Annotated in this window: 25 protein-coding genes; 20 read left to right on the forward strand and 5 right to left on the reverse strand. The window is 65.9% G+C overall.

Annotated features, from left to right (window positions below; translation table 11 throughout):
- Window positions 1–76: 76 nt before the first annotated feature.
- Window positions 77–568, reverse strand: a complete 492-nt coding sequence (locus tag B0E47_RS00360; RefSeq protein WP_077511477.1) for a GFA family protein — start codon at window positions 566–568, stop codon at window positions 77–79.
- A gap of 93 nt (window positions 569–661) precedes the next feature.
- On the opposite strand from B0E47_RS00360, the gene B0E47_RS00365 reads away from it, so the two are divergent.
- From B0E47_RS00365 to B0E47_RS00390, 6 genes are all read left to right on the forward strand, one after another.
- On the forward strand, window positions 662–2,500 hold the full coding sequence (locus B0E47_RS00365; protein ID WP_168170985.1) for an ABC transporter ATP-binding protein: 1,839 nt from the start codon (window positions 662–664) through the stop codon (window positions 2,498–2,500).
- Between the two features lie 175 nt (window positions 2,501–2,675).
- Window positions 2,676–3,116 carry a hypothetical protein gene (locus B0E47_RS00370; RefSeq protein WP_139351285.1) on the forward strand — a complete coding sequence of 147 codons (441 nt, stop codon included), beginning with the start codon at window positions 2,676–2,678 and terminating at the stop codon, window positions 3,114–3,116.
- Window positions 3,113–3,568, forward strand: coding sequence for a hypothetical protein (locus B0E47_RS00375; RefSeq protein WP_077511355.1), 456 nt, complete (start codon window positions 3,113–3,115; stop codon window positions 3,566–3,568). The genes B0E47_RS00370 and B0E47_RS00375 overlap by 4 nt, the downstream gene beginning before the upstream one ends.
- A gap of 103 nt (window positions 3,569–3,671) precedes the next feature.
- Window positions 3,672–4,433 carry a hypothetical protein gene (locus B0E47_RS00380; protein WP_139351286.1) on the forward strand — a complete coding sequence of 254 codons (762 nt, stop codon included), beginning with the start codon at window positions 3,672–3,674 and terminating at the stop codon, window positions 4,431–4,433.
- A gap of 464 nt (window positions 4,434–4,897) precedes the next feature.
- Complete coding sequence (locus tag B0E47_RS00385; protein WP_077511359.1) at window positions 4,898–5,671, forward strand: iron-containing redox enzyme family protein; 774 nt, start codon at window positions 4,898–4,900, stop codon at window positions 5,669–5,671.
- 67 nt (window positions 5,672–5,738) lie between these two features.
- Window positions 5,739–8,495: an EAL domain-containing protein gene (locus B0E47_RS00390; protein ID WP_077511361.1), complete on the forward strand. Its 2,757-nt coding sequence runs from the start codon at window positions 5,739–5,741 to the stop codon at window positions 8,493–8,495.
- A 21-nt stretch (window positions 8,496–8,516) separates the two neighbouring features.
- Here B0E47_RS00390 and B0E47_RS00395 read toward each other — a convergent pair whose 3' ends face one another.
- The gene (locus tag B0E47_RS00395; protein WP_077511363.1) at window positions 8,517–10,316 is read right to left on the reverse strand and encodes an aminopeptidase P family protein; all 1,800 of its coding nucleotides are present in this window, start codon (window positions 10,314–10,316) and stop codon (window positions 8,517–8,519) included.
- A 143-nt stretch (window positions 10,317–10,459) separates the two neighbouring features.
- On the opposite strand from B0E47_RS00395, the gene B0E47_RS00400 reads away from it, so the two are divergent.
- From B0E47_RS00400 to truD, 8 genes are all read left to right on the forward strand, one after another.
- Entirely contained in the window at window positions 10,460–12,130 is a 1,671-nt protein-coding gene (locus B0E47_RS00400; RefSeq protein ID WP_077511365.1) for a CTP synthase, read from the forward strand.
- A 91-nt stretch (window positions 12,131–12,221) separates the two neighbouring features.
- Window positions 12,222–13,061 carry a 3-deoxy-8-phosphooctulonate synthase gene (gene kdsA / locus B0E47_RS00405; RefSeq protein ID WP_077511367.1) on the forward strand — a complete coding sequence of 280 codons (840 nt, stop codon included), beginning with the start codon at window positions 12,222–12,224 and terminating at the stop codon, window positions 13,059–13,061.
- A gap of 95 nt (window positions 13,062–13,156) precedes the next feature.
- Window positions 13,157–14,455 (forward strand): phosphopyruvate hydratase, encoded by a 1,299-nt coding sequence (gene eno / locus B0E47_RS00410; RefSeq protein ID WP_077511369.1) that lies wholly within the window; start codon window positions 13,157–13,159, stop codon window positions 14,453–14,455.
- Between the two features lie 10 nt (window positions 14,456–14,465).
- Window positions 14,466–14,792, forward strand: a complete 327-nt coding sequence (gene ftsB / locus B0E47_RS00415) for a cell division protein FtsB (protein WP_077511371.1) — start codon at window positions 14,466–14,468, stop codon at window positions 14,790–14,792.
- Window positions 14,789–15,484, forward strand: a complete 696-nt coding sequence (gene ispD, locus B0E47_RS00420; protein WP_077511373.1) for a 2-C-methyl-D-erythritol 4-phosphate cytidylyltransferase — start codon at window positions 14,789–14,791, stop codon at window positions 15,482–15,484. Before ftsB ends, ispD begins: the two co-directional genes overlap by 4 nt.
- On the forward strand, window positions 15,484–15,957 hold the full coding sequence (gene ispF / locus B0E47_RS00425) for a 2-C-methyl-D-erythritol 2,4-cyclodiphosphate synthase (RefSeq protein WP_077511479.1): 474 nt from the start codon (window positions 15,484–15,486) through the stop codon (window positions 15,955–15,957). Before ispD ends, ispF begins: the two co-directional genes overlap by 1 nt.
- Complete coding sequence (gene mgtE / locus B0E47_RS00430) at window positions 15,954–17,345, forward strand: magnesium transporter (RefSeq protein ID WP_077511375.1); 1,392 nt, start codon at window positions 15,954–15,956, stop codon at window positions 17,343–17,345. The genes ispF and mgtE overlap by 4 nt, the downstream gene beginning before the upstream one ends.
- An 83-nt stretch (window positions 17,346–17,428) precedes the next feature.
- Window positions 17,429–18,442, forward strand: a complete 1,014-nt coding sequence (gene truD / locus B0E47_RS00435) for a tRNA pseudouridine(13) synthase TruD (protein WP_077511377.1) — start codon at window positions 17,429–17,431, stop codon at window positions 18,440–18,442.
- Between the two features lie 78 nt (window positions 18,443–18,520).
- Here truD and B0E47_RS00440 read toward each other — a convergent pair whose 3' ends face one another.
- Window positions 18,521–19,072, reverse strand: a complete 552-nt coding sequence (locus B0E47_RS00440) for a Smr/MutS family protein (RefSeq protein ID WP_077511379.1) — start codon at window positions 19,070–19,072, stop codon at window positions 18,521–18,523.
- A 153-nt stretch (window positions 19,073–19,225) separates the two neighbouring features.
- Between B0E47_RS00440 and surE the strand changes: the two genes are divergently transcribed.
- Genes surE through B0E47_RS00460 form a run of 4 tightly spaced genes read left to right on the forward strand, consistent with a single transcriptional unit; the run spans window position 19,226 to window position 22,348 of the window.
- A complete protein-coding gene (surE, locus tag B0E47_RS00445; protein WP_077511381.1) occupies window positions 19,226–20,023 on the forward strand; it encodes a 5'/3'-nucleotidase SurE in 798 nt (265 codons plus the stop codon).
- A 3-nt stretch (window positions 20,024–20,026) separates the two neighbouring features.
- The gene (locus B0E47_RS00450; protein WP_077511383.1) at window positions 20,027–20,722 is read left to right on the forward strand and encodes a protein-L-isoaspartate(D-aspartate) O-methyltransferase; all 696 of its coding nucleotides are present in this window, start codon (window positions 20,027–20,029) and stop codon (window positions 20,720–20,722) included.
- Window positions 20,722–21,327: a VTT domain-containing protein gene (locus B0E47_RS00455; RefSeq protein ID WP_077511385.1), complete on the forward strand. Its 606-nt coding sequence runs from the start codon at window positions 20,722–20,724 to the stop codon at window positions 21,325–21,327. The genes B0E47_RS00450 and B0E47_RS00455 overlap by 1 nt, the downstream gene beginning before the upstream one ends.
- A gap of 49 nt (window positions 21,328–21,376) precedes the next feature.
- Window positions 21,377–22,348: a peptidoglycan DD-metalloendopeptidase family protein gene (locus tag B0E47_RS00460; RefSeq protein WP_077511387.1), complete on the forward strand. Its 972-nt coding sequence runs from the start codon at window positions 21,377–21,379 to the stop codon at window positions 22,346–22,348.
- Between the two features lie 49 nt (window positions 22,349–22,397).
- Here the strand turns inward: B0E47_RS00460 and B0E47_RS00465 are convergent, their stop codons facing one another.
- Both B0E47_RS00465 and yhbY read right to left on the reverse strand, forming a co-directional pair.
- Entirely contained in the window at window positions 22,398–22,775 is a 378-nt protein-coding gene (locus tag B0E47_RS00465) for an Mth938-like domain-containing protein (RefSeq protein ID WP_077511389.1), read from the reverse strand.
- A gap of 9 nt (window positions 22,776–22,784) precedes the next feature.
- Complete coding sequence (yhbY, locus tag B0E47_RS00470; RefSeq protein ID WP_077511391.1) at window positions 22,785–23,081, reverse strand: ribosome assembly RNA-binding protein YhbY; 297 nt, start codon at window positions 23,079–23,081, stop codon at window positions 22,785–22,787.
- An 80-nt stretch (window positions 23,082–23,161) separates the two neighbouring features.
- Here yhbY and rlmE point away from each other — a divergent pair, with 80 nt between their 5' ends.
- Window positions 23,162–23,815 carry a 23S rRNA (uridine(2552)-2'-O)-methyltransferase RlmE gene (gene rlmE, locus B0E47_RS00475; RefSeq protein WP_077511393.1) on the forward strand — a complete coding sequence of 218 codons (654 nt, stop codon included), beginning with the start codon at window positions 23,162–23,164 and terminating at the stop codon, window positions 23,813–23,815.
- Complete coding sequence (gene ftsH / locus B0E47_RS00480) at window positions 23,808–25,763, forward strand: ATP-dependent zinc metalloprotease FtsH (RefSeq protein ID WP_174566931.1); 1,956 nt, start codon at window positions 23,808–23,810, stop codon at window positions 25,761–25,763. Before rlmE ends, ftsH begins: the two co-directional genes overlap by 8 nt.
- Window positions 25,764–25,885 lie beyond the last annotated feature (122 nt).

The raw sequence follows: 25,885 nt of genomic DNA on the forward strand, positions 1-25,885 counted from the left end.
AGCGATTCGACAGGCGGTCAATCGCGTTGGGCGTTGTCGCCTTGCCCGGCATGGGGACCGTTCAGATTGGTCCGCCTCAGCCCTGCTGCCGAGTCGACGCCAGCAGCGCTTCGCGCCGCGCCAGGCTGGTGGCGGGCCAGTACGCGTCGCGATCGTAATACTCCGCCACCGCGGGGATATCCGGCGACAGCACGATCCACGGCTGCCTGGTGGAGGTGAAGATATGGATGTCCGGCGGCAAGCGATACGGTTCCCGCAGCGTACCCACGCGGACGAATGCCACCGCCTTGCCGGCGCCGGCGTAGTGGCTCCACAGTGCCACGTGGCAGCGTGGGCAGCGCACGATCAGCTGTCCCTCGCCGCTGTTCGAAGGCGTCTCGACGAGTACCGGTTCGCCTTGCAGCAGTTCCAGCCGAGCGCTTTCGATCATCGCGTTCAGTGCGAAGGCGGCGCCGGACTCGCGCTGGCACCAGGTGCAGTGGCAGCAGTGCACGAACAGCGGCGCGTCGGTCATCCGGTAACGGATTTCGCCGCAGGTGCAGGTGCCTTCGAAACTCGGCTCGGACATGCTGGAATCCAGACGGACGCGACGCCACATCGTCACACCGGCCGCATCGCGTATCAAGCACAATGCGGCATCCATCAAGCTGGCCCGCCCATGATCTTCCGTTGGTTCGAATCCCTCATCGACACGTTCAAGGATCCGGTCGATGGCATGCCGCCGCAATCGGTGGCGCGTTTCTACATGTTCTATCTGCGCCAGGTATGGCCGGTGTTCGCCGCGGCGATCGTGGTCGGCTTCGGCGTGGCGGTGGTGGAGGTGTCGCTGTTCGGCTTCATCGGCCGCATCGTGGACATGGCGCGCGGCACGCCGGCGGATCTGTTCCGCCAGCATGGCCGCACGCTGGTGTGGATGGCGGTGGTCGCGCTGGTGGCGCGGCCGGTGCTGGGCGGCCTGCACGACCTGCTGATGAACCAGACGATCCTGCCCAGCCTGAACAATCGCATCCGCTGGCAGAACCATCGCTACGTGATCCGTCAGAGCCTCGGCTTCTTCCAGAACGATTATGCCGGGCGCATCGCCAACCGGATCATGCAGACCGGTGGCGCGCTGCGCGAATCGGCGGTGCAGATGGTGGATGCGCTGTGGTACGTGATCATCTACACCGGCAGCGCAATCGCGCTGTTCGCGCAGGCCGATGCGTGGCTCGCCGTGCCGCTGGTGGTCTGGGTGTTCGCCTACGTCGGCCTGCTCGCGTTCTTCATCCCGCGCGTCAAGCAACGCTCGTGGAAGGCGTCGGAGGCGAAGTCGAAGCTGATGGGGCGCATCGTCGACGGCTACAGCAACGTGCTCACCCTGAAGCTGTTCGCGCATACGCGCCGCGAGGAAGCCTACGTGGCCGATGCGATGGCCGAGCAGACCGACAAGCTGCGCTTGATGACCCGCATCACCACCCTGATGGACGTCAGCATCACCACCCTCAACGGCTTCCTGATCACCGGCACGTCGGCGCTGGCGATCTGGCTGTGGAGCGAGGGCCGCGTGACGGTGGGTGCGATCGCGCTGTCGACCGGGCTGGTGATCCGCATCAACAACATGTCCGGCTGGATCATGTGGGTGGTCAACGGCATCTTCGAGAACGTGGGCACGGTGCAGGACGGCATGACCACGATCTCGCAGCCGCGCGCGGTACAGGATCACGAAGGCGCGATGCCGCTGGAGGTAGTCAACGGCGCGCTGCGCTTTGATCATGTCCACTTCCACTACGGCAAGCAGGGCGGCGTGATCGCGGGGCTGAACCTGGACGTGCGCGCGGGCGAGAAGATCGGCGTGGTGGGTCCATCCGGCGCCGGCAAGTCGACCCTGGTCAACGTGCTGCTGCGGCTGTACGACCTCGAGGATGGACGCATCCTGGTCGACGGCCAGGACATCGCCGGCGTGACCCAGGAAAGCCTGCGCTCGCAAATCGGCGTGGTCACCCAGGACACCTCGCTGCTGCACCGCTCGATCCGCGACAACATCCTGTATGGACGTCCCGATGCCAGCGAGGCGCAAATTGCCGAGGCGGTGCGCAAGGCCCGCGCCGACGAGTTCATCCCGCAACTGATCGATGGCGAGGGGCGCAGCGGCTACGACGCGCTGGTCGGCGAGCGCGGCGTGAAGCTCTCCGGTGGCCAGCGCCAGCGCATCGCGATCGCGCGCGTGCTGCTGAAGGACGCGCCGATCCTGGTGCTCGACGAGGCCACCTCGGCGCTGGATTCCGAAGCGGAGGCGGCGATCCAGGACAGTCTCGACCTGCTGATGCAGGGCAAGACCGTCATCGCCATCGCGCATCGGCTGTCCACCATCGCGCGGATGGATCGGCTGGTGGTGCTGGACAAGGGCGCGATCGTTGAGACCGGCACGCACGCCGAGCTGATCGCGCAGGACGGTCTGTATGCACGGCTGTGGAAACGGCAGACCGGCGGCTTCGTGGCGGCGGACGATGCTTTGGCGTGAACCAGCTCGGCAGGGTACGCAGGTTTCCCGCCGTTCGCTCCCTTGCCAGCCTTGACGGACTTCGGCATGATTTTGTCAGGGTGAATCCAGCTGCAAGTCTTCCGACCTGAAGGCGCCGCGCGTTTGTGCGGTGCTGCGATGTGCAACGGATCTGCGGCACGCGAGGGGAAACGCGATGAGTAGCTGCAGGTGGCCGTCGGGGTTGGCGCTGTTGTTGCTGCTCGGTGGCTGCGCCACCGGCTATCACTCCGACCAGGGCGTGATCCGCGGTTACACCGGCGGCTACTGGGATCAGCCCGGCCCGGGCGAACTGCTCAAGGTGGGTTTTGGCGGCAACGGCTATATCGACCGCGACACCACCCATGCCTACCTGATGTATCGCTGTGCAGAGCTGGCGCTGCAGCGGCACAAGCCGTATTTCCGCATGTACGAATCCTTGCCGGATGCGATCCGTGACCGGCCCGCGATGGATCTCACCGTGGGCCGCGTGGCCGGCGCGATGGGCGACTGGGTGTTCGTCCTGTTCGACCAGAACTATTCAGCGGGCGACCTGTCGGCGACCGAGGTGGAGCAGCGCTACGCCTCCTATATCCATCCGCAGGGAGCCCACTCGTGAGCCGCCGCGGACGCATCACCCGTCGCCTCGGCGCTGGCCTGGCGCTGGCCATGCTCGGCGGTTGTGTCGGCCTGCCGATGTATCAGCCTGGGCCGAACCAGCCGCTGGCCACGATCAGGCTGTCGCCAAGCATGGCCAGCCAGTCGATGCCGTTGAGCATGTGCGACGGCCAGCACTGCTACGACCTGAAGAACAGCCATGGCGAATTGCAGGTGCCCGTCGGCCATCGCCTGATGCTGTTCAAGGTACTGGTGGCCACCGGTTACCAGCGGATGTACTCGTGTTCGCCGGACCTGAGCTTCGTGCCGTATGCCGGCGTCGTCTATTACGCCGATTTCGCGCTGCGCGCCGAACATTGCGTGCTGGGCCTGTACCGGGATGCGCCATTCAGCCGGGTCGGCGTCATGCTCGAGCCGACCGTGCGCGGCGTGCCGCACAAGCGCGCGGGGTGAGCTTGCGCGGTTGCCGCGGCGCCCTTTGAAGACGGCGGATCGGCGATCGCGGCTTCGACGCGATCAAGCGATACTGCCTCTCACTCCTTCGAAGGAACGATCCATGTCGTCTCGCCTGATTCCCGTCATGCTGCTTGCCGCCCTTGCGCTGCCTGCCCTGGCGAGGGCCGACGCGGTTGCCGACTTGCGTGCCAGGTTGGACCGCTTGCAGGCGACGCAGCCACTGACGGCGACCGTGAAGGTCAGCAGCACCGTGAGAGACGAAGACGGCAAGACCTCGCAGGCGCAGTTGGAAATCAGCGTGGCCAGTGGCGGCGACGGCCTGCGCATCGGCTTTTCACCGGCGCTGTTGCAACGCGCGTCGCGCGAAGCGGCGGCCAACGCGAAGAACAAGGACGCACCCACGCCGATCGAGGACCTGCTTGGCAAGCTCAGCCCGGTGAACGTGCAGCCGATGGTCGACTACGCGCCGGTGCTGCGCCGCCAGCTCGATGGAGTCACCCTGGCCGGCCAGCGCGACGAAGTGCGTGACGGCAAGCCCACGCACCTGCTGGTATTCGACGTGCCGTTGCCAGCCTCGGCCAGCAAGCAGATGACGATCAAGCACTACACCGGCCAGATCATGGTCTGGACAGGGGCGGATGGCGTGCCGGTGGCAGTGCGCAACGTGATGGATGTAAAGGGGCGAAAACTGCTGATCAGCATCGAGCTCGGCACGACCACCGACTACCGGCTGGCCGTCGTCGGCACGCGCCTGGTGGTGTTGTCGCGTCGTACCGAGGAAACCCATTCGGTGTTCGGCAAGGCCGGCAGCAGCGTCACCGCGGCGACCATGGTCCCGCTGCCGGCCACGCCGGGCGCCTGAATCCACGGCATGTCGGAGCGTGCGGGGCAGGTCGCAGACGGCATCGTCCACCGGAGAAGTGATGCCCTGTCGCAAGAGCCGGTCTGACCGTTTGCGGGCGACCAGGCCACCAGCATGGTTCCCTGCGTTGGGTGATCCGCGGAGGGCGACATCGCGTCCGGACGTCCAAACCCGGTCACCCATCGGTGACTGGGACCGCGGACTGCGACATGGTATCCAGACAGGCGCCTGGCGCCGCGGCACGCTTGCTCCCATGCACCCCGCCACGACGGCAACCCCGCGTGGCAGGCACCCGGCACCTGCCGATGGCCGCCCAGGTCGGTTATGGTGCCGGCAGGCACACATGTTGGTGCACCATGTTTCCCGGCGTCGCCTGACGGCGCCCAACCACGACCGGCAGCAACCCATCGCGCGGTCAGGCAGCAGCAAACCACCGCAACACCCACCTGTACAGGAGATTGCAGATGAACACCCGTTTTGAACGCACCGGCCCGTTGACCGAACTGAGCAGCTATCCGCAATGGGCGCAGGACATGGTGGCCGATTGCGCCAGCACCAAGCAGAAGGTGCTCGACCATGAACTTTGGGCGCGGATGGCCGATACGACGCTTGATCCCGTGGCAACGTCGAATTTCATGGTGGCGGTCTGGCCCTTCATCGAAAGATTTCCCTCCTACATGGCGCTGAATCTGCTGAAGACCCGTTACGGTCGCAGCCCGGGCGACGACCTGGCACGCCGCTGGCTGGTGCGAAATATCCGCGTCGAACAGAATCATGCCGAATACTGGCTGAGCTGGGCGGCGGGCGCAGGGGTGGCTCGCGATACGGTATTGAACGAGCGGCCGGCATTTGGCTCCCAGGTCCTGGCCGATTGGTGCGAGGACATCAGCGCCCATGGAACGCTGGCGGCGGGCATGCTGGCCACCAATTATGCAATCGAGGGCGTTACTGGCGAGTGGTCGCAGCCGATCTATGAAAGCCAGATCTATGCGGAGAGCTTTCCGCCGAATGTCCGCACGGGCAGCCTGCGCTGGCTGCAACTGCATGCGGCGTATGACGATATTCACCCGTGGGAGGCGTTGGAGATCGTCTGCACCATCGTCGGAGCCGCGCCCAAGGCAGTTGAAGTGGCCCATCTGGGAGAGTGCGTACGTCGCAGCTACACCAGCATGCACATGGTGGGCGATTTGTGCATGCAGGCACATCGGTATTTCAATACGACCAAGGCGGTGGCCTGAACTGGCGGCTCTGCCGATGGGCCATGCCATCGACAGCCCGCTCGTGACATAAGATAAGCTGCGGTCCATGCGCCATCAGCAGCACTTTTTGCAGCAGCCCCTGTCGCGGCGTTTGATGCCGCTGGGCTACGGGTTGGTGCTCGTTGTCGGCATGGTCGTGCTGCTGACATGGGTGGCCTTGAGGGCCCAGACCACTCTCGCTGGTTTTCTGAACAGCGAGAGCGTCTGGTCGAAGGCGCAGAAGCAGTCGGTGATTGCGCTTGACTCCTATGCGATCAGCGGCAAGGCAGCCGATCTCGATCTGTTCCTCAGCAACTATTCCATTCTCGATTCCGATCGCCGCGCGCGCGACGCGATTGCGTCGGGTCAGTTTGATCCGGACCTGGTGAACGAGGCATTCGTGCGGGGCAGTGTGATGCCGTCGGCGCAGCCGGGCATGATTCTGTTTCTGCGGAATTTTTCGGGTATGCCTCATCTCAGGGAGGCCCTGCAGGCCTGGCGGTCGACCGACGGAGAGATCGATCAATTGGCCGCGATCGCCAGTGAATTGCGCCAGGCGTATGCGACCGGGACCATTTCTCCCGCAATGGCCAGCCACCAGCAGGAGCGTATCCACCAGCTCAATCAGTCGATCGAACCGCAGGCGAACCGGTTTTCGCTGGAGATCGCCCATGGGGCTTCCTGGTTGGGACAGGTGTTGTTCTTTTGTGTGCTGGGGGCTGCATGCCTTGCTGCCGTGCTCTGGCTGGGCATGGCCCGGCGCATCCTGGCCAGCATCCGTGGCAGCGAGGAGCGCTATCGCCTGTTGTTCGACAGCGCCGGCGACGCGATCGTGATGGTCGATGAGACCAGCGGGCGCATCCTGGATGTCAACCGCATCGCCGCAGCGTGGACCGGCCGCAGCGCCAAGGAGCTGATCGGCGATCGCTACGTGCACCTGTTCATGCAGTCCATGGTGGGCCAGCAGACCGGGCGTGCCGCCACCAATGTCCTGCTTGCCGCTGACGGCAGCACCCGACCGGTGGAGACGCAGACCAGCATTGCCCGTTGGGGTGACGTGCCGGTATGCCAGGCGATCATCCGCGATATCTCCGAGCGCGTGGCAATGGAGCAGGAACGCCGGGTCGCGGCAGAGGCGCTCGCCAGCATCGCCGAGGGCGTGATCATCGCCGACGCCCGGCGACGGGTGATCTCCACCAATGCCGCGCATACCGAACTTACCGGCTTCACCAGCCACGCGCTGTTGGGTCGACGCCTGGACGACACGCGCCGTCTGGCCGACGGCAAGCCGCTGCCGCAGGCCATCTGGGACGGCGTGGCGGCCGGTCGCAACTGGAGCGGCGAGGTGCACAGCACGCGCTTCGATGGCAGCTACTACCCGGAGCACCTCAGCATCAGTGCGATCCGCAATGCGGACAACCAGGTGGTCTACTACGTCGCGGTCTGCACGGATATCCACGAAGCCCAGGCCAACCAGCGCCGGCTGGAACACCTGGCCCGGCATGATGCGTTGACGGGTCTGGTCAACCGGGCGGAATTCGAGCGCCATTGCAGCGACGCGATCGCGCTGGCCGAACGCGAGCGGCTGGCCGTGGTGGTGCTGTTCATCGACCTCGACGCCTTCAAGATCGTCAATGACAGCTACAGCCATGCGATCGGCGACCGCCTGCTGGTCAAGGTCGGCGAGCGCGTCCGCAAGCAGCTGTCCGATGGAGACGTCGCCGGCCGCATCGGTGGCGACGAGTTCACCGTGCTGTTGCCGCGGCTGAGCTTGCGCGAGGATGCCAGGGCAATCGTGAACCGCCTGCTCTCGACGCTTTCCGAGCCCGTGCTGCTGGACGACTACGAGATCGTGCTCACCGCCAGCATCGGCGTGGCCGGCTATCCGCTCGACGGCAGTGATGCCGCGACGCTGATCGCCAATGCCGATGCCGCCATGTATGCGGCGAAGACCGAGGAACGCAATGCGTTCCGCTTCTATACGCCGATGATGCACGCCGACAACCGGCGCCGGCTGCAACTGGCCACCGAACTGCGCCAGGCACTGAGCCGCAACGAGTTTTATCTGGTGTTCCAGCCCAGCATCGAACTGCACACCGGACGGATCGTGGCGGCCGAGGCGCTGGTGCGCTGGCGGCATCCGGAACGCGGCGAGGTGCTGCCGGCGGAGTTCATTCCGGTGGCTGAAGGCCTCGGCCTGATCCGGCGCATCGACGAGTGGGTGCTGCAGGCGACCTGTGCCCAGATCCAGGCCTGGGACCTGGCCGGGGTACCGCCGATCCGGGTGGCGGTCAACATCTCGGCGCGCTGGTTCGGCCATCCATCCTTCGTCGAAGGGGTCAAGCGGACCCTGCAATCGCGTCACCTGTCCGCCCGTCGACTGCTGCTGGAGATCACCGAAAGCGCGATGCTGCGGCTGGGCGACGATACCCAGCGCACCATGCAAACCCTGCACACGCTGGGTATCGACGTGGCGATCGACGATTTCGGCACCGGCTACTCGTCGATGGCCTACCTCAAGCTGCCCGCGGTGGCCTATCTGAAGATCGACCGTTCCTTCGTCACGGGCCTGCCTGGCGACGCGAACGACGCGGCCATCACCGAAGCGATGCTGGCGATGTCCAGGAGCCTCGGCCTGATCGCCATTGCCGAAGGCATCGAAACCGAGGCACAGCACGATTTCCTGTTGCGTGCGGGTTGCGCCGAAGGGCAGGGCTACCTCTATTCCTACCCGTTGAAACCGGATGAAATCCAGGCGCTGCTGAGCCCGAACCAGCCCGGTACTCCGGCCAGGCTCAGGCTGGTGCCGCCCAAGCGCGGCTGAGTGTCCGCGCCGACTGGTGGTTCAGAGTGGCGCGCAGTGGCGGGTAAGCCACTCAAGGTCGGCGCCGTCGAGCAACGGACTGAGCGCCGCGCGAACGATCGCATGGTAATCGTCCAGCCAGGCGCGCTCCTCCGGATTGAGCAGGCCCGGCTCCAGCGCACGGCGATCGAATGGGCACATCGTCAGCGTCTCGAACGCGCGGTATTCGCCGAATTCGGACTGCTCCGCCTCGACCACCACCGCCAGGTTCTCGTGGCGGATGCCATGTCGGCCGGGCTTGTACAGGCCCGGCTCGATCGAGCTGATCATGCCCGGCTCCAGCGCCACCAGCGCGCCGCCGGCCAGCGGCGGACGGATGCTGTGCGGGCCTTCGTGCACATTGAGAAAGTAGCCGACGCCATGACCCGTGCCGTGGCCGTAATCCATGCCTGCGGCCCACAGCGGCGCACGCGCCAGCGCATCCAGTTGCGGGCCGCTGGCGCCTTTCGGAAAGCGCGCGCGCGACAGGGCGATCATTCCTTTCAGTACCAGGGTGGCGTCGCGGCGTTGTTCCGGCGTGGTCTCGCCCAGCGCCAATACGCGGGTGATGTCGGTGGTGCCGCCCAGGTACTGGCCGCCTGAGTCGATCAGCAACAGACCCTTCGGGTGCAGCGTGCTGTGCGATTCGGGCGTGGCGCGGTAGTGCGGCAGCGCGCCGTTGGCCTGGTAGCCGGCGATCGTGGCGAAACTTTCGCCGATCCAGCCGGGCTGGGCCGAGCGCTCTTCATGCAGCAGGCTGTCGACATCCAGTTCGGTGACCGTCATGCCGGCCGCAAGGCGCTGTTCCAGTCGGCGGAAGCCGCGCACCAGGGCGGTGCCGTCGCGGCGCATCACCTCGCGGATGTGGTCCAGCTCGGTGCTGGTCTTGACCGCCTTGAACGCCGTGCTCGGGTTGGCCGCCTGGATTCGCTTCACGCCAGGCGCGACGGCCGCGGAGATCGCGCAGACGATGCGGTTTTCATCCAGCAACAGGCTGTCCGATCCGCCCAGTTCGGCGAGCGTCGAGGTGGTCGATGCGTAATCGGCGATGCCGATGCCGTCGGCGGCCAGCGCGGCGACCAGGGCATCGTCGAGCTTGCTGCGCTGGACGAACAGGGTGGCGCGATCGTCCGGTTGCAGCAGCAGGTGGGCGAGGAAGATCGGGTTGCACTCGACATCGCTGCCGCGCAGGTTGGTCAGCCAGGCGATGTCGTCCAGGCTGGACAGCAGGTGATGGCTGGCGCCGAGCTTGCGCATCGCCTGGCGAACGCGCTTGAGCTTGTCGGCGCGCGGCGTGGTGGCATAAGCCGGATCATGAGCGAACACCGGCGCCAGCGGCAGGGCCGGGCGATCCGCCCAGACCACGCCGGGGAGATCCAGGTCCGTCCGCACGCTGGCGCCGACATCGGTCAGCCGGCGTTGCATGTCCTTGCAGGCGCTCATGGCCACGCTGTCACCGGCCACGGCCAGCACCTCGCCTTCGCCCAGATGCTGCTGCAGCCATTCCAGATGCTCGGGGGTGTGCGGCACGCGCAGCTTCATCAGGTTGATGCCGCCGCCGGCCAGTTGCTGCTCGGCCTGGGCGAAATAGCGCGAGTCGGTCCACAGCCCGGCTTGCTCGCGGCCGACGATCAGGGTGCCGGCCGAGCCGGTGAAGCCGGACAGCCATTCGCGTGCCGACCAGTGCGCCGGGAGATATTCGGACAGGTGGGGGTCGGCGCTGGGAACCAGCACGGCGGCGACACCATATTCCAGCATGGCCGCGCGCAGGGCGGCGAGACGGGCGGGGACGGGGTTGTTCATCCGCGCATGCTAGCAGGCCGGTCGCGATGGTTTCACGCGTGACGAGGCGCTGGAAATGAACGCGCCGGAGAAATTTTCGCCCGCCACCTCGCGGCGCGGCGGTTCTGCCGCTAAAATGACTATTTCCAGCACGGCTGCTTTCCATGACCCCCCTGATTTTCGTCACCGGCGGTGTGGTGTCCTCGCTTGGCAAGGGCATTGCTGCGGCGTCGCTCGCTTCCATCCTCGAAGCGCGCGGCCTTTCGGTCACCATGATGAAGCTCGATCCCTACATCAATGTGGATCCGGGCACGATGAGTCCGTTCCAGCACGGCGAGGTATACGTCACCGACGACGGTGCCGAAACCGACCTCGATCTCGGTCACTACGAGCGCTTCGTGCGCACCCGCCTGGCCGGCAAGAACTCGATCACCACTGGCAAGATCTACGAGGCGGTGATCCGCAAGGAACGCCGTGGCGACTACCTGGGCGCTACCGTGCAGGTGATTCCGCACATCACCGACGAGATCAAGCACTGCATTCACGAGGCGACTCGTGGTTTCGACGTGGCGCTGGTCGAGATCGGTGGCACCGTGGGCGACATCGAATCGCTGCCGTTCCTGGAGGCGATCCGTCAGCTGCGCATCGAGCACGGCCCGGAGAAGGTGGTGTTCATGCACCTCACCCTGGTGCCGTACATCAAGGCTGCCGGCGAGATCAAGACCAAGCCGACCCAGCATTCGGTGAAGGAGTTGCGCTCGATCGGCATCCAGCCGGACATCCTGCTGTGCCGCTGCGAACAGCCGCTGCCCGAGGGTGAGCGGCGCAAGATCGCGTTGTTCACCAACGTGCCGGAGAACGCGGTGATCAGCGCGGCCGATGTCGACGTGATCTACAAGCAGCCGCTGTGGTTGCACCAGCAGGGTCTGGACGAGATCGTGGTGAAGAAGCTGGGGCTCGATGCGAAGCCGGCAGACCTGTCCGAATGGCAGCGCACCGTCGATGCGGTCGAGCATCCGAAAGACGAAATCACGGTGGCCATCGTCGGCAAGTATGTCGAGCACAAGGACGCCTACAAGTCGCTCGGCGAGGCACTGCGCCACGGTGGCATCAAGCAGCAGACGCGGGTGAACCTGGACTGGGTCGACTCCGAGCAGGTCGAGGCCGAAGGTGCCGCCAAGGTGCTGGGCAACGCCGATGCAATCCTGGTGCCTGGCGGTTTCGGCAAGCGCGGTTTCGAGGGAAAGGTGATGGCCGCGAAGTTCGCGCGTGAGCACGGCGTGCCGTACTTCGGCATCTGCTACGGCATGCACGCCGCGGTGGTGGACTTCGCACGACATGTCGCCGGTCTGGCCGACGCCGATTCCAGTGAGAACGACCGCAACACCCCCAATCCGGTGATCGGCCTGATCACCGAATGGACCACGGCGAGCGGCGAGGTCGAGCAGCGCAACGACCGCTCCGACCTCGGCGGCACCATGCGCCTGGGTGCGCAGGAATGCCGCCTGAAGGCCGGTACCCTGGCGCGCGAGTTGTACGGCCAGGATGTGGTACGCGAACGGCATCGACACCGCTACGAGTTCAACAACCGTTACCGGCAATCCTTCGAGGATCTGGGCCTGGTGGTCTCGGGCAAATCGATGGACGACCTGCTGGTGGAAATCGTCGAACTGCCGCAACAGCAGCATCCCTGGTTCCTGGGTTGCCAGGCGCATCCGGAATTCACCTCCACCCCGCGCGATGGCCATCCGCTGTTCATCGGCTTCGTGCGCTCCGCACGGGAGTACAAGGCCGTGCGCGACAGTCACAAGCTGGCGCAGGAGTCGATCGCATGAAGGTTTTTCACCTCCCTGTGTCTGGGTCCCGGCCAATCCATGGCCGGGATGACGGGCCGGCGACATCGCTGCAGCCACGAGGGCTGCAGCGATGAAACTCTGCAATTTCGAAGTGGGGCTGAACCAGCCGCTGTTCCTGATCGCCGGCCCCTGCGTGGTGGAATCCGAGCAGCTGCAGCTCGATACCGCCGGCACGCTGAAGGAGATCACCGGGCGGCTCGGGGTGAACTTCATCTTCAAGTCGAGTTTCGACAAGGCGAACCGTTCTTCGGGCGAAAGCTTCCGCGGACCGGGGCTGGAGGAAGGCCTGCGCATCCTGGGCGAAGTGAAGCGCCAGATCGGCGTGCCGGTGCTCACCGATGTGCATGAGTACACGCCGATGGACGAAGTGGCGTCGGTGGTCGACGTGCTGCAGACGCCGGCCTTCCTGTGCCGGCAGACCGACTTCATCCAGAAAGTGGCGCGCGCCGGCAAGCCGGTGAACATCAAGAAGGGCCAGTTCCTGGCGCCGTGGGACATGAAGCACGTCGTCGCCAAGGCCAGGGCCGTCGGCAACGACGCCATCATGGTATGCGAGCGTGGCGCCAGCTTCGGCTACAACAACCTGGTGTCGGACATGCGCTCGCTCAGCGTGATGCGCGATACGAACTGCCCGGTGGTGTTTGACGCCACCCATTCGGTGCAATTGCCGGGCGGCCAGGGCGCTACGTCCGGTGGCCAGCGCGAGTTCGTGCCGGTGCTGGCACGCGCCGCGGTGGCGGTCGGCGTGGCCGGCCTGTTCGCCGAGACGCATCCGGATCCGAGCAAGGCACTATCCGACGGCCCGAATGCATGGCCGCTGGGCAAGATGGAAGCGCTGCTGGAAACCCTGATGGAGCTGGACGCCGTGACCAAGCGGCACGGTTTCCTCGAACAGGATCTGCCGTTGTAGGAGCCCCGCTCGCGGGCGATGCTTTTTCCCGCCATCCCAACCAGGAGCATCGCCCGCAAGCGGGCTCCTACGACAAACTTCACTGACGGACGACCATGACCACATCGATCACCCGCATCCACGCCCGTGAAATCCTCGACTCGCGTGGCAATCCCACGCTGGAAGCCGAAGTCACCCTGGCCGGCGGCGGCTTTGGCCGCGCCGCGGTGCCGAGCGGCGCATCCACAGGCTCGCGCGAGGCAATGGAACTGCGCGACGGCGACAAGTCGCGCTACGGCGGCAAGGGCGTGAAGAACGCGGTGGCGAACGTCAACGGTGCAATCGCCGAAGCCTTGAAGGGTTTCGATGCGGCCGATCAGAAAGGTCTGGACGCCAAGCTGATCGCGCTGGACGGCACGCCGAACAAGAGCAAGCTGGGCGCGAACGCGCTGCTCGGTGTTTCGATGGCGGCGGCACATGCGGTGGCCGCCTCGCGCGGTGTTCCGCTGTGGAACTACCTGTCTAACGGCAAGCCCGGCGCGTTGCCGGTCCCGATGATGAACATCATCAATGGTGGCGAGCATGCCGACAACAATATCGACGTGCAGGAATTCATGGTGTTGCCGGTGGGCATGCCCACGTTTGCTGAAGCCTTGCGCGCAGGTGCCGAGATCTTCCATGCGCTGAAGAGCGTGCTGAAGGGCCGTGGCCTGAGCACGTCGGTGGGTGACGAAGGCGGTTTCGCACCGAACCTGCGCTCCAACATCGAAGCGCTCGATACGATCCTCGAAGCAATCAACAAGACCGGTTACAAGATCGGCGGCGAAATCCTGCTCGGTCTCGACGCGGCCAGCTCGGAGTTCTACAAGAACGGCAAGTACGACCTGGCCGGCGAAGGCAAGCAGTACAGCTCGGCCGAGTTCGTCGACCTGCTCGCCAGTTGGGCGAAGCAGTACCCGATCGTGACCATCGAGGATGGCATGGCCGAAGGCGACTGGGACGGCTGGAAGCTGCTCACCGACACGATCGGCGATCGCATCCAGGTGGTCGGTGACGACCTGTTCGTGACCAATCCGGCGATCTTCCGCGAGGGCATCGAGAAGAAGATCGCCAACTCGATCCTGATCAAGGTGAACCAGATCGGCACGCTGTCGGAGACGCTGGAAGCGATCGCGATGGCCGACGCGGCGAAGTATTCCGCGGTGATCTCGCATCGTTCCGGTGAGACCGAGGACACGACCATCGCCGACATCGCGGTGGCCACCACGGCAACCCAGATCAAGACCGGCTCGTTGTGCCGCAGCGACCGCGTGGCGAAGTACAACCAGTTGCTGCGCATCGAGGAGGCGCTGGGTTCGGTTGCGCGCTATGCCGGACGCGACGCGTTTCCCAACCTGACCCGTCTGCCGGGCTGAGCGGTCGCCCATGCTGCGCTGGATCGCCCTGCTTCTGCTCCTGCTGCTGATCGGGCTGCAGCTGAAGCTGTGGTCGGGCAGCGGCAGCATGCGTGAAGTGGACAGCTTGCGCCAGGCGGTGAAGAGGCAATCGCAGGAGAACGCCACGCTGCTGAAACGCAACCAGGCGCTGGCTGCCGATGTGCATGATCTCAAGCATGGCGACCAGGCCGTCGAGGCGCGTGCGCGCACCGAACTGGGGCTGATCAAGCCCGGTGAAGTTTTTTACCAGGTGGTCGAGCCACCGGCCCGGCCGGCCAGTGCTCCGGCGCCCGCAGCGACCACCGGATCGCCATGACCACACGGGCCCTGTGGTGCGTGGTGCCGGCTGCGGGGCGCGGCACGCGGGTCGGTGGGGACCGCCCGAAGCAGTACCAGTTGCTTGCCGGAAGACCGTTGATCGAGCACACCCTGGCGCGCCTCGCCGCGCACCCGCAAATCGCCGGCCTGCTGGTGACGCTGGCCGCCGGCGACCCGCACTGGTCCGGCGTGGAGACGCTGCAGGGCAAGCCGGTCCGCACGGCGGTCGGCGGCGTCGAGCGCAGCGATTCGGTGCTGGCCGGGCTCGATGCCTTGCCCGCCGAGGTGGGCGTGGATGATTTCGTGCTGGTGCACGATGCGGCGCGCCCGTGCGTGCGGCTGGCCGATATCGGCAAGCTGATCGAGCTTGCCGCGGCGACGGATGGCGGCCTGCTCGGGGCGCCGCTAAGGGATACGCTCAAGCACGCCGATGCCGCGGATCGGGTCGAATGCACCGAGCCGCGCGAGCGCCGCTGGCGCGCGTTCACGCCGCAGATGTTTCGGCGTGGCCCGTTGTCGACGGCGCTGCGCGAGGTGGCACGGCTTGGCATGAAGGTCAGCGACGAGGCGATGGCGATGGAGCAGGCCGGCTTCGCACCCTTGCTGGTCGAAGGCGCCGAGGACAATATCAAGGTGACCACGGCGGCGGATTTTGCGCTGGCCGAGTTCCTGCTCGGGAGAACGGCATGATGCGCATCGGAACCGGGTTTGATGTACATGCCTTCGGCGAGGGCGACCATGTCGTCATCGGCGGCGTGCGCGTGCTGCATGGGCGGGGCGTGGTTGCGCATTCCGACGGCGACGTGGTGATCCACGCCCTGTGCGATGCGATCTTCGGCGCGCTGGCGCTGGGCGACATCGGTAGACATTTTCCGCCCACCGATCCGCGCTGGCGCGGTGCCGACAGCCGCCAGTTCCTGCGCCATGCGGCGTCGCTGATGGCGCAGCACGGTTACGTGCTGGGCAATGCGGACATCACGGTGATCGCCGAGGCACCGAAGATCGGCCCGCACGCGCAGGCGATGCGGGAAAACCTCGCCGCTGACCTGGGCTGCGAGATCGACCGGATCAGCGTGAAGGCCACCACGACCGAGCAGCTGGGTTTCTGCGGTCGTGCGGAAGGCATTGCCGCACAGGCCTGCGTGCTTCTGGATCGCGTGTGAACGAGGCCGAGGCCCGACGCCCCACGCATCGTCTGCACGACCAGGTCGAGGCTGTCGCCGAACTGCTGCGTCGGCACGATGACGAGGGCTTGACGGCATCGGCGCAGGCGGTATTGCGCGAGCAACTCGACGAACTGCATCCCGCCGATATCGCCTTCATCCTGGAATCCCTGCCGCTGGACGACCGCCTCGCCCTCTGGCAGCTGGTCGGAGCCGATCATGACGGCGAGATCCTGCTTGAGGTCTCCGACGCGGTGCGCGATTCGCTGATCGCAGACATGGACCGGCACGAGATCCTCGCTGCGGTCGAGCCACTTGACGCCGACGAGCTGGCCGACCTGGTCGAGGACTTGCCGACCGCGGTGTTGCCCGAACTGATGGCGAGCCTGGGCTCGCAGCAACGCGAACAGGTGCAGTCCGCGCTGTCCTACGAGGACGACCAGCTCGGCGCGCTGATGGATTTCGAGATGGTCACGATCCGCGAGGACGTGAGCCTGGAAGTGGTGCTGCGCTACCTGCGTCGCTGGGACGAACTGCCGGAGCAGACCGACAAGCTGTTCGTGATCAACCAGGACAACCTGCTCACCGGCGTGCTGCCGCTGCACCGGTTGCTGGTGAACTCGCCCGACAAGATGGTGAGCGCGGTGATGGCGCCGGACGTCAACACCTTCCATCCCACCGACGATGCCTACGAAGTGGCGCAGGCGTTCGAGCGTTACGACCTGGTGACCGCGCCGGTGGTCGACGACCGCGGCCATCTGATCGGCCGCATCACCATCGATGCGATGGTCGACGTGATCCGTGAAGAGAGCGAGAGCGAGGCACTTGGGCGCGTTGGCCTGCGCGAGGAGGAGGACATTTTCGCCTCGGTGTGGGCAAGCTTGCGAAACCGCTGGATGTGGCTGGCCATCAACCTGATGACGGCTTTCATCGCCTCGCGCGTAATCAGCCTGTTCGAAGGCTCGATCGAGCGGCTGGTGGCGCTGGCTGCGCTGATGCCGATCGTGGCCGGCATCGGCGGCAATTCCGGCAACCAGACCATCACCATGATCGTGCGTGCGCTGGCCCTGAACCAGATCAGCGCCGACAGTGCGAAACGGCTGTGGCGCAAGGAGCTGACCGTGTCGTTGCTGAACGGGCTGGTGTGGGGTGGCGTGATCGGCGTGGTGGCGTGGCTGTTGTACGACAGCGCCTCGCTGGGCCTGGTGATGACGGCCGCGATGACACTGAACCTGCTGCTGGCGGCGTTCGCCGGCGTCGGCATTCCGATGATCATGACCCGTTTCGGTCGCGATCCCGCACTCGGCTCCAGCGTGCTGATCACCGCGATGACCGACAGTGGCGGTTTCTTCATCTTCCTGGGCCTTGCCACGATCTTCCTGTTGTAGCGTGTGCCTGCCGCGCTGCCCGAAGGCAGCGCGGCCAGTTGCTACGATGTTCGCGTGTTCCATTCCTTCGCAAAGGGATTTCCATGTCCGAGCTTCCCCGCGCCTGCGGCGAACCGCCATTGACGGCGCGATTGCGCGCCAGCCCCGAGGACTTCCAGGTCGAGGAGATTCTCGGCTATGACCCCGACGGCGCCGGCGAACACCTGCTGCTGTGGGTGGAAAAGCGCGGCGCCAACACCGACTGGGTGGCGCGGGAACTGGCGAAATTCGCCAGCGTGCCACCGGTCGCCGTCGGCTATGCCGGCTTGAAGGATCGCCACGCGGTGACCCGCCAGACTTTTTCGGTGCAATTGGCCGGCCGGCCCGATCCGGACTGGTCCACCTTTCCGCACACCGAGGTGACTGTGCTTGCCGCCACGCGCCATTCACGCAAGCTCAAGCGGGGCGCCCTGCGCGGCAACCGCTTCGTGCTGGTGCTGCGCGAGGTCAAGGGTGATCTTGCAGAGGCGGAGAACGTGTTGCAGCAGATCGCCACGCGCGGCGTGCCGAACTATTTCGGCGAACAGCGGTTTGGTCGCGAGGGCGCCAATGTGGCGCAGGCGCGCGCGATGTTCGCCGGACGTCGAGTCGATCGCGACAAGCGCTCCATGCTGCTGTCGGCGGCGCGTTCGCAGATATTCAACCAGGTGCTGGCCGCGCGGGTCGAGCGGGCCTGCTGGGACACACCGCTGGAGGGCGAGGTCTGGTCGCTTGCGGGATCGCGTTCGTGGTTCGGCCCCGAACCCCTCAGCGATGCATTGGCCGAGCGATTGGCGCACGGCGATATCCACCCTTCAGGACCGTTGTGGGGGCAGGGCGAGCCGCCGACGCAGGGCGACGCGGGCATGCTCGAGCGCGAGATCGGTGCGGCTCATGGCGACTTGGTTGCCGGCCTGGCTGCCGCACGGATGGATCAGGAACGCCGCCCGCTGCGCCTGCTGCCGGGCCACCTGCGCTGGCGCTGGCTGGCGGACAACGCGCTGGAGCTGAGCTTCGAGTTGCCGGCGGGGGCTTATGCGACGGTGGTGGTGCGCGAGCTGGCTCGAGGGCAGGAGTGAGTGGAGAGGAGTGAGAAGTGAGAGAAAGGCAGGGCTCAGCGATACCAATGCTCTATCTCACTTCTCACTCCTCTCCACTCACTTCTCACCCTTCAGCAAAACCACCACCGCCCCGGTACCGCCGAGCGCGGGCCGCGCCGAGGCGAAGGCGATGACATCGTCGCGTCTGCGCAGCAGGCGATCGGTGAGCGCCTTCAGTACCGGCCCGGCGGCTTTCGAGCGCAAGCCCTTGCCATGGATGATGCGTACGCAGCGGATGCCCGACTGGCGGGCTTCGGCCAGGAACGCGATGATGCTGGCCTGTGCGGCAGCGGCATTCATCTGGTGCAGGTCGAGGTCGTCCTGCACGCTGAACTGGCCTCGCTTGAGCTGGCGCAGCAGTTTCGCCGGGTAGCCGTCGTGCAGGTAGGCGAGTTCCTCGCCCATTTCCAGGCTGGCCGGATCGAACACGAAGTCCAGCAGTTCGCCCGGCACGGCCGCTTCGTCCGCTTCGAGCATGTGCGGATGCGGCGCGGGCTTGCCCGGGGCCGGTGCGGGCGCGACCGGGTTGAAACGTTGCACGTCGCCGATTGCCTCGCGGAACAGGCGGCGGTCGTCGTCGGTGATCTGGGCAGGGTGACGCGGCTTCATGGAGCCATCCTAACCAGACGTGCCGGCCGGATGCGACCGTTCCGTGGGGTGAACCCAAGTGAAACGGCGGGCACGCTACGGTAGACTTGCTTCCATCATGCAGTAGCCACGGACGTGTCGGTGGCGCACGCAGTCAGTCTTCTACGGAGCATCATGCGAGTTCTGGTCAGCAACGACGATGGCGTGGATGCGCCGGGCATCCGCGTCCTGGCCGAGCGCCTGCGCGCCGTGGGCGAAGTTACCGTGGTGGCGCCGGATCGCGATCGCTCCGGAGCCAGCAATTCGCTCACGCTTGACGCGCCACTGCGGGTGCTGCCGATGGGCAACGGCTACTACCGCGTGGCCGGCACGCCGACCGATTGCGTGCATCTGGCGCTGGCCGGGCTGCTCGACGATGAGCCGGACATGGTGGTTTCGGGCATCAACAACTCGGCCAACCTGGGCGACGACGTGATCTATTCCGGTACGGTCTCGGCAGCCATGGAGGGGCGTTTTCTGGGTTTGCCGGCGATCGCCGTGTCGCTGGTCAGCGAGGATCACAAGGGCGTGCACTACGACTCGGCGGCCCAGGCGGTGTTGCTGCTGATGCAGCGCCTGCTGGTCGATCCGCTGCCTGCCGACACCATTCTCAACGTCAATGTGCCGGATCGGCCGTGGTCCGGGATCGAAGGCTTCGAGGTCACCCGGTTGGGGCGGCGGCATCGTTCCGCGCCGTGCATCGCGCAGACCGACCCGCGCGGCCGGCCGATCTGGTGGATCGGCCCGGCCGGCGAAGTGGATGACGCCGGACCCGGTACCGATTTCAACGCGGTGAGGCGAGGCTTCATCTCGGTCACGCCGATCCATGTCGACCTGACCCGGTTCCAGGCGCTGGACAAGGTCAGCAGCTGGATGCAGGCGCTGAGCGACGGCATGGCCTTGGGTCGAACCGGCAAGAACGAGGCGGCCTGACCCGTGCACACGTATCCGTTGCCGCCGGCAGAACTCAAGGGCGAGGGCATGACCTCGCAGCGCGCGCGTGACCGGCTGGCGGCGGTGCTGCAGGGAGCGGGCATTCGCGACCCGCGCGTGATCGAGGTCATCCGCAACCTGCCGCGCCATCACTTCATCGATCAGGCGCTGCATTCGCGCGCCTACGAAAACGACGCGCTGCCGATCGGCCATGGCCAGACCATCTCGCAACCCTGGGTGGTGGCGCGCATGACCGAGGCCATGCTGGAGCATTTCGAGGGGCGCCGGGACATGCCGCGTAAGGTGCTGGAAATCGGCACCGGTTCCGGTTACCAGGCCGCGGTGCTCGCCGCGCTGGCCGCCGAAGTGTTCACGGTCGAGCGGATCGAGGCCCTGCTGCGCCAGGCGCGCCGCCGATTCCGCCAGCTTGGCCTGACCAACCTGCGCTCGCGTTATGACGACGGCAAGCTGGGCTGGCCGGATGAGGCGCCGTTCGACGCGATCATCCTCACCGCGGCCGGCGATACGATTCCCAGCCGGATCCTCGATCAGCTCGATCCTGCCGGCGTGCTGGTGGCGCCCGTGGGCTCGCCCAGCCGGCAGAACCTGATCCGCATGCGCGGTGACGGCCAGGGTGATTTCGCCCTGGAAGAGCTGGGACCGGTCAGCTTCGTGCCGCTGCTCGGCGGTATCGGTTGATGCGCCTGTTCGGGACACTTTATGCGCGTGCACTGGTCTGGGCCCGCGCGCCCCGCGCGGTGTACTACCTGTGCGCACTGAGCTTTGTCGAGGCGTTCATCTTCCCGGTCATGCCGGAGGTGATGCTGGCGCCGATGATGCTGGGCAAGCGGCACCGGGCGTTTTTCTACGCCAATATCTCGCTGCTTTTTTCCCTGCTGGGAGCCCTGGTCGGCTACGCGCTGGGGCACTGGGCCTACGAGGCGGTGAAACCCCTGTTCAGCGTGCACATGCAGGAGATCGTCACGACGTGGGTGGAGAACCTGCGTACCGACATGAACCAGCATTGGCTGGCCATGCTCGGTGCCCTGGTGCTGGCGGCGCTGCAGCCGGTGATCCCGATGAAATTCGTGACCTGGGCCGCCGGCATCGTGGGCGTGCCGATCCTGCCGTTCATGGCATGCATCGCCATCGGCCGCGGCAAGCGGGTGTGGCTGCTGGCCTTGCTGATCCGGCTGTTCGGCGAGCGCGCCGAGCGCATGCTGCATCGGCATATCGAATGGATCGGCTGGCTCGCGCTGGCGGTGCTGGGGCTTTTGCTGGCGTGGTGGCTGTGGTCGCGTTGATGATACGGCCGGGAACGTTGCACGCATGAAAAAGCCTGCTCGCCTCGTTATGCTGGTGCGCATGGATCGAACCTTTCGCTGGTTGCCCCTGCTCCTCGCGTCGGCCTGGCTTGCCGCCTGCGGCACCATGCGCAGCTCGGTGGTGGTCGAGCCGACGGCAACTGCTGCTGCGGCGCGCAGCCCCGCGCCGTCGGCCACGCTGGCGCGCACGCCGATTCCGGGTGGCAGCTATGTCGTGGTGAAGGGCGACACGCTTTACTCGATCGCCTTTCGCAAGGGCGTGGATTTTCGCGACCTCGCGCAGTGGAACGGCATCGCCGCGCCCTATACGATCTGGCCGGGCCGGCACCTGACCCTGTCACCCGCGAGCCCGGTTGCGACGGCCAGCAAGCCGGTCACGCCCCCTCATTCCGCCGCGTCGGCGGCGCCGGTATTCGAGCCCGTGGACAACTCCCGGGCCGCCTCGTCAGCAGCGCCTGCGTCGTCGACGCAGGCACCTCCCGGCCTGCCCACCATTTCTGCACCGCCGCTGCATCCGGCGAAGTCAGCCTCCGAGGAGCCGGCGCCTGTGGCAGGCGTCGCTCCGGTCCTGTCGCCGCCTGCCGTACCCGCTTCCAAACCGGTAGCTGCTGGCACCGCGCGGGTCGCGGGCGGGGTGAGCTGGCGCTGGCCGGTCGACGGCACCCTGATCAGCCGGTTCAACAGCAGCGATGCGATACCCGGGATCGAGATCGCCGGCCACTCCGGCGATCCGGTGCGCGCAGCCGCCGACGGCGTGGTGGTGTACAGCGGCAATGGCCTGGTGGGCTATGGCGAGTTGGTGATCATCAAGCACAACGACAGTTTTCTGTCGGCCTATGGCCACAATCGCAAGCGTCTGGTCAAGGAAGGGCAACGGGTGACAGCCGGGCAGCAGATCGCCGAGATGGGTTCCACCGGAGCGACCCGCGACGAGCTGGAATTCCAGATCCGCAAGGATGGCAATCCGGTCGATCCGTTGAGCTACCTGCCGCTGCGTTGAGCGCGCGCCCGCTGGAATCCATCTCCGGTGCTGTTTGCGCTGGCGGCGGTCAGGCCGACGGCAGGATGAATCCGGCAACCACGCGTCGGCCTTCACCTGCCAGCAGGTTGTAGGTGCGCGCGGCGGCGGCATTGTCCATGACCTCGATCCCGACCCCCTGGCGCAGGAAGCCGGCCATGAAAGCGGCTGCGGGAAAAACCTGCCGCGGCCCGGTTCCCAAAATCACCACTTCCGGCTGCAGGGCGAGCAGGGCCTCGACATGGCTTGCGTCCAGGCTGGTCGCCGCCGCGACGGGCCAGTGTTCGATGACTTGCGCGGCGGTGAGCAGGAAACTGCTGTCGAGCACGCGGTCAGCCAGGGTGATGCCGTGCGCATCGACGCGGCGCACGAACAGGTAGCCTTCGGGGCGATCGAGCGACAGGTCCATCCGGGCGTCCTAGCGGGGCAGGGCGATCTTGGGCTCGTCGGTGTTGCGCCTGAACAACACCACGACATGGCCGATCTGGTGGATCTGCTCCGCCTGCGTCCCGGCAGTGAGTGTGTCGATCTGCGCCTGCCGCTCGTCCTTGTCGCCGCCGGAGAGTTTCACTTTCACCAGCTCGTGGATCTCCAGCGCCTGGCCAAGTTCCTTCACCACCGCTTCGGTAGCGCCCTTGTTGCCCAGCAGCACCACCGGACTCAGGTCATGGGCGAGGCTGCGCAGGTAGCGGATCTGCGAGGAAGTAAGGGACATGTGGCGGGGCCCGATTCACGGTCAATTGACTGCACAGGGTATCATGGGGCTGCCCATCCCTTCGATATGCCTCCCACCACATGGCCCGCAGCAAGAGCAGCGCAGTCTGGCTGCGCGAACATTTCAACGACGAATATGTGAAGAAAGCCCAGGCCGAGGGCTTGCGTTCGCGTGCGGTATACAAGCTGGAGGAACTGATCGAGCGCGACCGGCTGCTGAAGCCGGGCATCAACGTGGTGGACCTCGGCGCGGCGCCGGGCAGCTGGTCGCAACTGGTGCGCAACCGGCTCGGCGACAGCGGCAAGGTGTTCGCGCTGGATATCCTGCCGATGCAGAGCATCGCCGGCGTGGATTTCCTGCAGGGCGATTTCCGTGAGGAGTCGGTATTGCGCGAACTGGAGGCCCGGCTGGAGGGGCATCAGCTGGATCTTGTACTGTGCGATCTGGCCCCCAATATGAGTGGTGTGGCGTTGGCCGACCAGATCCGGGCGATGGCTCTGGCCGAGCTGGCGCTGGATTTCAGTCGACAGTGGCTCAAGCCAGGCGGCTCCTTTCTGATCAAGCTGTTCCAGGGAGTCGGCTTTGACGATTATTTGCGCAGCTTGCGCGCAGACTTCAGTCGCGTGACCATGCGTAAACCCAAGGCCTCGCGTGCCCGTTCGCGCGAGGTGTATGCACTGGCGACCGGGCGCAAGCCCACCGCGGTGCCACCGGCGAGAACCGTGCATGAATGAAACAGCGAAAAATGTGTTGCTCTGGGTGATCATCGCGGTGGTCCTGTTCACCGTGTTCGAGAGCTTCAATCCGCGCGGCGGGCGTTCCTCCGACCTGGCCTACAGCGCGTTCGTGCAGAACGTGGAAAGCGGCAATGTCTCGAGCGCCACCATCAGCGCCGACCAGCCCGCCACGATCAGCGGCAAGCTGAAGGACGGCAGCGCGTTCCGCACGGTCGCGCCAATGCTGGGCTTCTCCACCAATGCGGTGGTCAAGCAGATGCAGGACAAGAACGTGGAGGTGCGCCAGGATCCTTCCGAGGGCTTCTCGCTGATCGGGCTGCTGGTGAGCTGGCTGCCGGTGCTGCTGATCGTGGGCGTGTTCATCTGGTTCATGCGGCAGATGCAGTCCGGCGGTGGCGGCCGTGGCGCGATGAGTTTCGGCCGTTCGCGCGCCAAGCTGCAGGGCGAGGATCAGATCAAGGTCAATTTCAGCGACGTCGCCGGTTGTGACGAAGCGAAGGAGGAGGTCGGCGAGCTGGTTGAGTTCCTGCGCGACCCTGGCCGGTTCCAGAAGCTCGGCGGCAAGATTCCGCGCGGCGTGCTGATGGTCGGGCCGCCCGGCACCGGCAAGACCCTGCTGGCCAAGGCGATTGCCGGTGAGGCGAAGGTGCCGTTCTTCGCGATCTCCGGTTCCGACTTTGTCGAAATGTTCGTCGGCGTCGGCGCCAGTCGCGTGCGCGACATGTTCGAGCAGGCCAAGAAGCATGCCCCGTGCATCATCTTCATCGACGAAATCGACGCGGTCGGCCGCCATCGCGGCGCCGGCCTCGGCGGCGGTCACGACGAGCGCGAGCAGACGCTGAACCAGCTGCTGGTCGAGATGGACGGCTTCGAAGGCACCGAGGGCATCATCGTGATTGCTGCGACGAACCGTCCCGACGTGCTGGATCCTGCGCTGCTCCGGCCGGGCCGCTTCGACCGTCAGGTCGTGGTGGGCTTGCCTGATGTGCGCGGCCGCGAGCAGATCCTCAAGGTGCACATGCGCAAGGTGCCGGTTGCCAGCGACGTCAACGCGATGACGATCGCGCGTGGCACGCCGGGATTCTCCGGCGCCGACCTGGCCAACTTGGTCAACGAGGCGGCGTTGTTTGCTGCGCGCGAAAATGCCCGCGAAGTGCGCATGGCTCATCTGGACAAGGCACGCGACAAGATCCTGATGGGCACCGAACGTCGCTCGATGGCGATGAGCGAGGACGAGAAGAAGCTCACCGCCTATCACGAGGCTGGCCATGCCATCGTTGGGCGGCTGATGCCCGAGCATGATCCGGTCTACAAGGTGACGATCATCCCGCGCGGGCGCGCGCTGGGTGTGACGATGTATCTGCCGGAGGGTGACAAGTACAGCATCAATCGCGTGGCGATCCAGTCGCAGCTGTGCTCGTTGTATGGCGGCCGGGTGGCCGAGGAGCTGATCTTTGGTGCCGACAAGGTCACCACCGGCGCGTCCAACGATATCGAGCGGGCGACCAAGATGGCGCGCAACATGGCCACCAAATGGGGTCTGTCCGACGAACTCGGTCCGATCACCTACGGCGAGGATGAGGACGAGGTGTTCCTCGGTCGTTCGGTAACCCAGCACAAGAGCATTTCGAACGAGACTGCCAGCAAGATCGATGAAGTGGTACGCGGCATCCTTGATCGCGCCTATGCGCGCAGCAGGGAATTGCTGACCGCAAACCTCGACAAGCTGCATGCGATGGCCGACGCGTTGCTGCAATACGAAACCATCGACGCGCACCAGATCGAAGACATCATGGCGGGGCGTGAACCCGGGCCGCCGGCGGACTGGACGAAGAATGCATCGACCGGCTCGGTACCGCCGCCGCCGCCGAAAGGCGGTGCAGGGGCGCCGTTGGGCAAGGTCGGTGATCCGGCAGCGCAGAGTCGGGCCGGTTTGGGCGACTGACGGATTTGGACGGCCATACCAGGCCGTGGAGCAGAAGGTTCGGCATGACGGGAAGGGCGGCCATTGGCCGCCCTTCCCGCGTCGGGGTCAGACGGAGGCCGGTCTTGTCCGGGCGACATCGC

The sequence above is a fragment of the Rhodanobacter sp. B05 genome (genome assembly GCF_002001085.1).
GTDB lineage: Bacteria > Pseudomonadota > Gammaproteobacteria > Xanthomonadales > Rhodanobacteraceae > Rhodanobacter.

Coding starts and splice junctions, on each gene's coding strand:
- B0E47_RS00360 (WP_077511477.1), bottom strand. CDS start 568: ATGTCCGAGCCGAGTTTCGAAGGCACCTGCACCTGCGGCGAAATCCGT.
- kdsA (WP_077511367.1), top strand. CDS start 12,222: ATGAAACTCTGCAATTTCGAAGTGGGGCTGAACCAGCCGCTGTTCCTG.
- B0E47_RS00380 (WP_139351286.1), top strand. CDS start 3,672: ATGTCGTCTCGCCTGATTCCCGTCATGCTGCTTGCCGCCCTTGCGCTG.
- B0E47_RS00385 (WP_077511359.1), top strand. CDS start 4,898: ATGAACACCCGTTTTGAACGCACCGGCCCGTTGACCGAACTGAGCAGC.
- ispF (WP_077511479.1), top strand. CDS start 15,484: ATGCGCATCGGAACCGGGTTTGATGTACATGCCTTCGGCGAGGGCGAC.
- B0E47_RS00460 (WP_077511387.1), top strand. CDS start 21,377: ATGCTGGTGCGCATGGATCGAACCTTTCGCTGGTTGCCCCTGCTCCTC.
- B0E47_RS00465 (WP_077511389.1), bottom strand. CDS start 22,775: ATGGACCTGTCGCTCGATCGCCCCGAAGGCTACCTGTTCGTGCGCCGC.
- B0E47_RS00370 (WP_139351285.1), top strand. CDS start 2,676: ATGAGTAGCTGCAGGTGGCCGTCGGGGTTGGCGCTGTTGTTGCTGCTC.
- rlmE (WP_077511393.1), top strand. CDS start 23,162: ATGGCCCGCAGCAAGAGCAGCGCAGTCTGGCTGCGCGAACATTTCAAC.
- ftsB (WP_077511371.1), top strand. CDS start 14,466: ATGCTGCGCTGGATCGCCCTGCTTCTGCTCCTGCTGCTGATCGGGCTG.
- B0E47_RS00395 (WP_077511363.1), bottom strand. CDS start 10,316: ATGAACAACCCCGTCCCCGCCCGTCTCGCCGCCCTGCGCGCGGCCATG.
- B0E47_RS00400 (WP_077511365.1), top strand. CDS start 10,460: ATGACCCCCCTGATTTTCGTCACCGGCGGTGTGGTGTCCTCGCTTGGC.
- surE (WP_077511381.1), top strand. CDS start 19,226: ATGCGAGTTCTGGTCAGCAACGACGATGGCGTGGATGCGCCGGGCATC.
- eno (WP_077511369.1), top strand. CDS start 13,157: ATGACCACATCGATCACCCGCATCCACGCCCGTGAAATCCTCGACTCG.
- truD (WP_077511377.1), top strand. CDS start 17,429: ATGTCCGAGCTTCCCCGCGCCTGCGGCGAACCGCCATTGACGGCGCGA.
- B0E47_RS00455 (WP_077511385.1), top strand. CDS start 20,722: ATGCGCCTGTTCGGGACACTTTATGCGCGTGCACTGGTCTGGGCCCGC.
- B0E47_RS00390 (WP_077511361.1), top strand. CDS start 5,739: ATGCGCCATCAGCAGCACTTTTTGCAGCAGCCCCTGTCGCGGCGTTTG.
- ftsH (WP_174566931.1), top strand. CDS start 23,808: ATGAATGAAACAGCGAAAAATGTGTTGCTCTGGGTGATCATCGCGGTG.
- B0E47_RS00440 (WP_077511379.1), bottom strand. CDS start 19,072: ATGAAGCCGCGTCACCCTGCCCAGATCACCGACGACGACCGCCGCCTG.
- ispD (WP_077511373.1), top strand. CDS start 14,789: ATGACCACACGGGCCCTGTGGTGCGTGGTGCCGGCTGCGGGGCGCGGC.
- yhbY (WP_077511391.1), bottom strand. CDS start 23,081: ATGTCCCTTACTTCCTCGCAGATCCGCTACCTGCGCAGCCTCGCCCAT.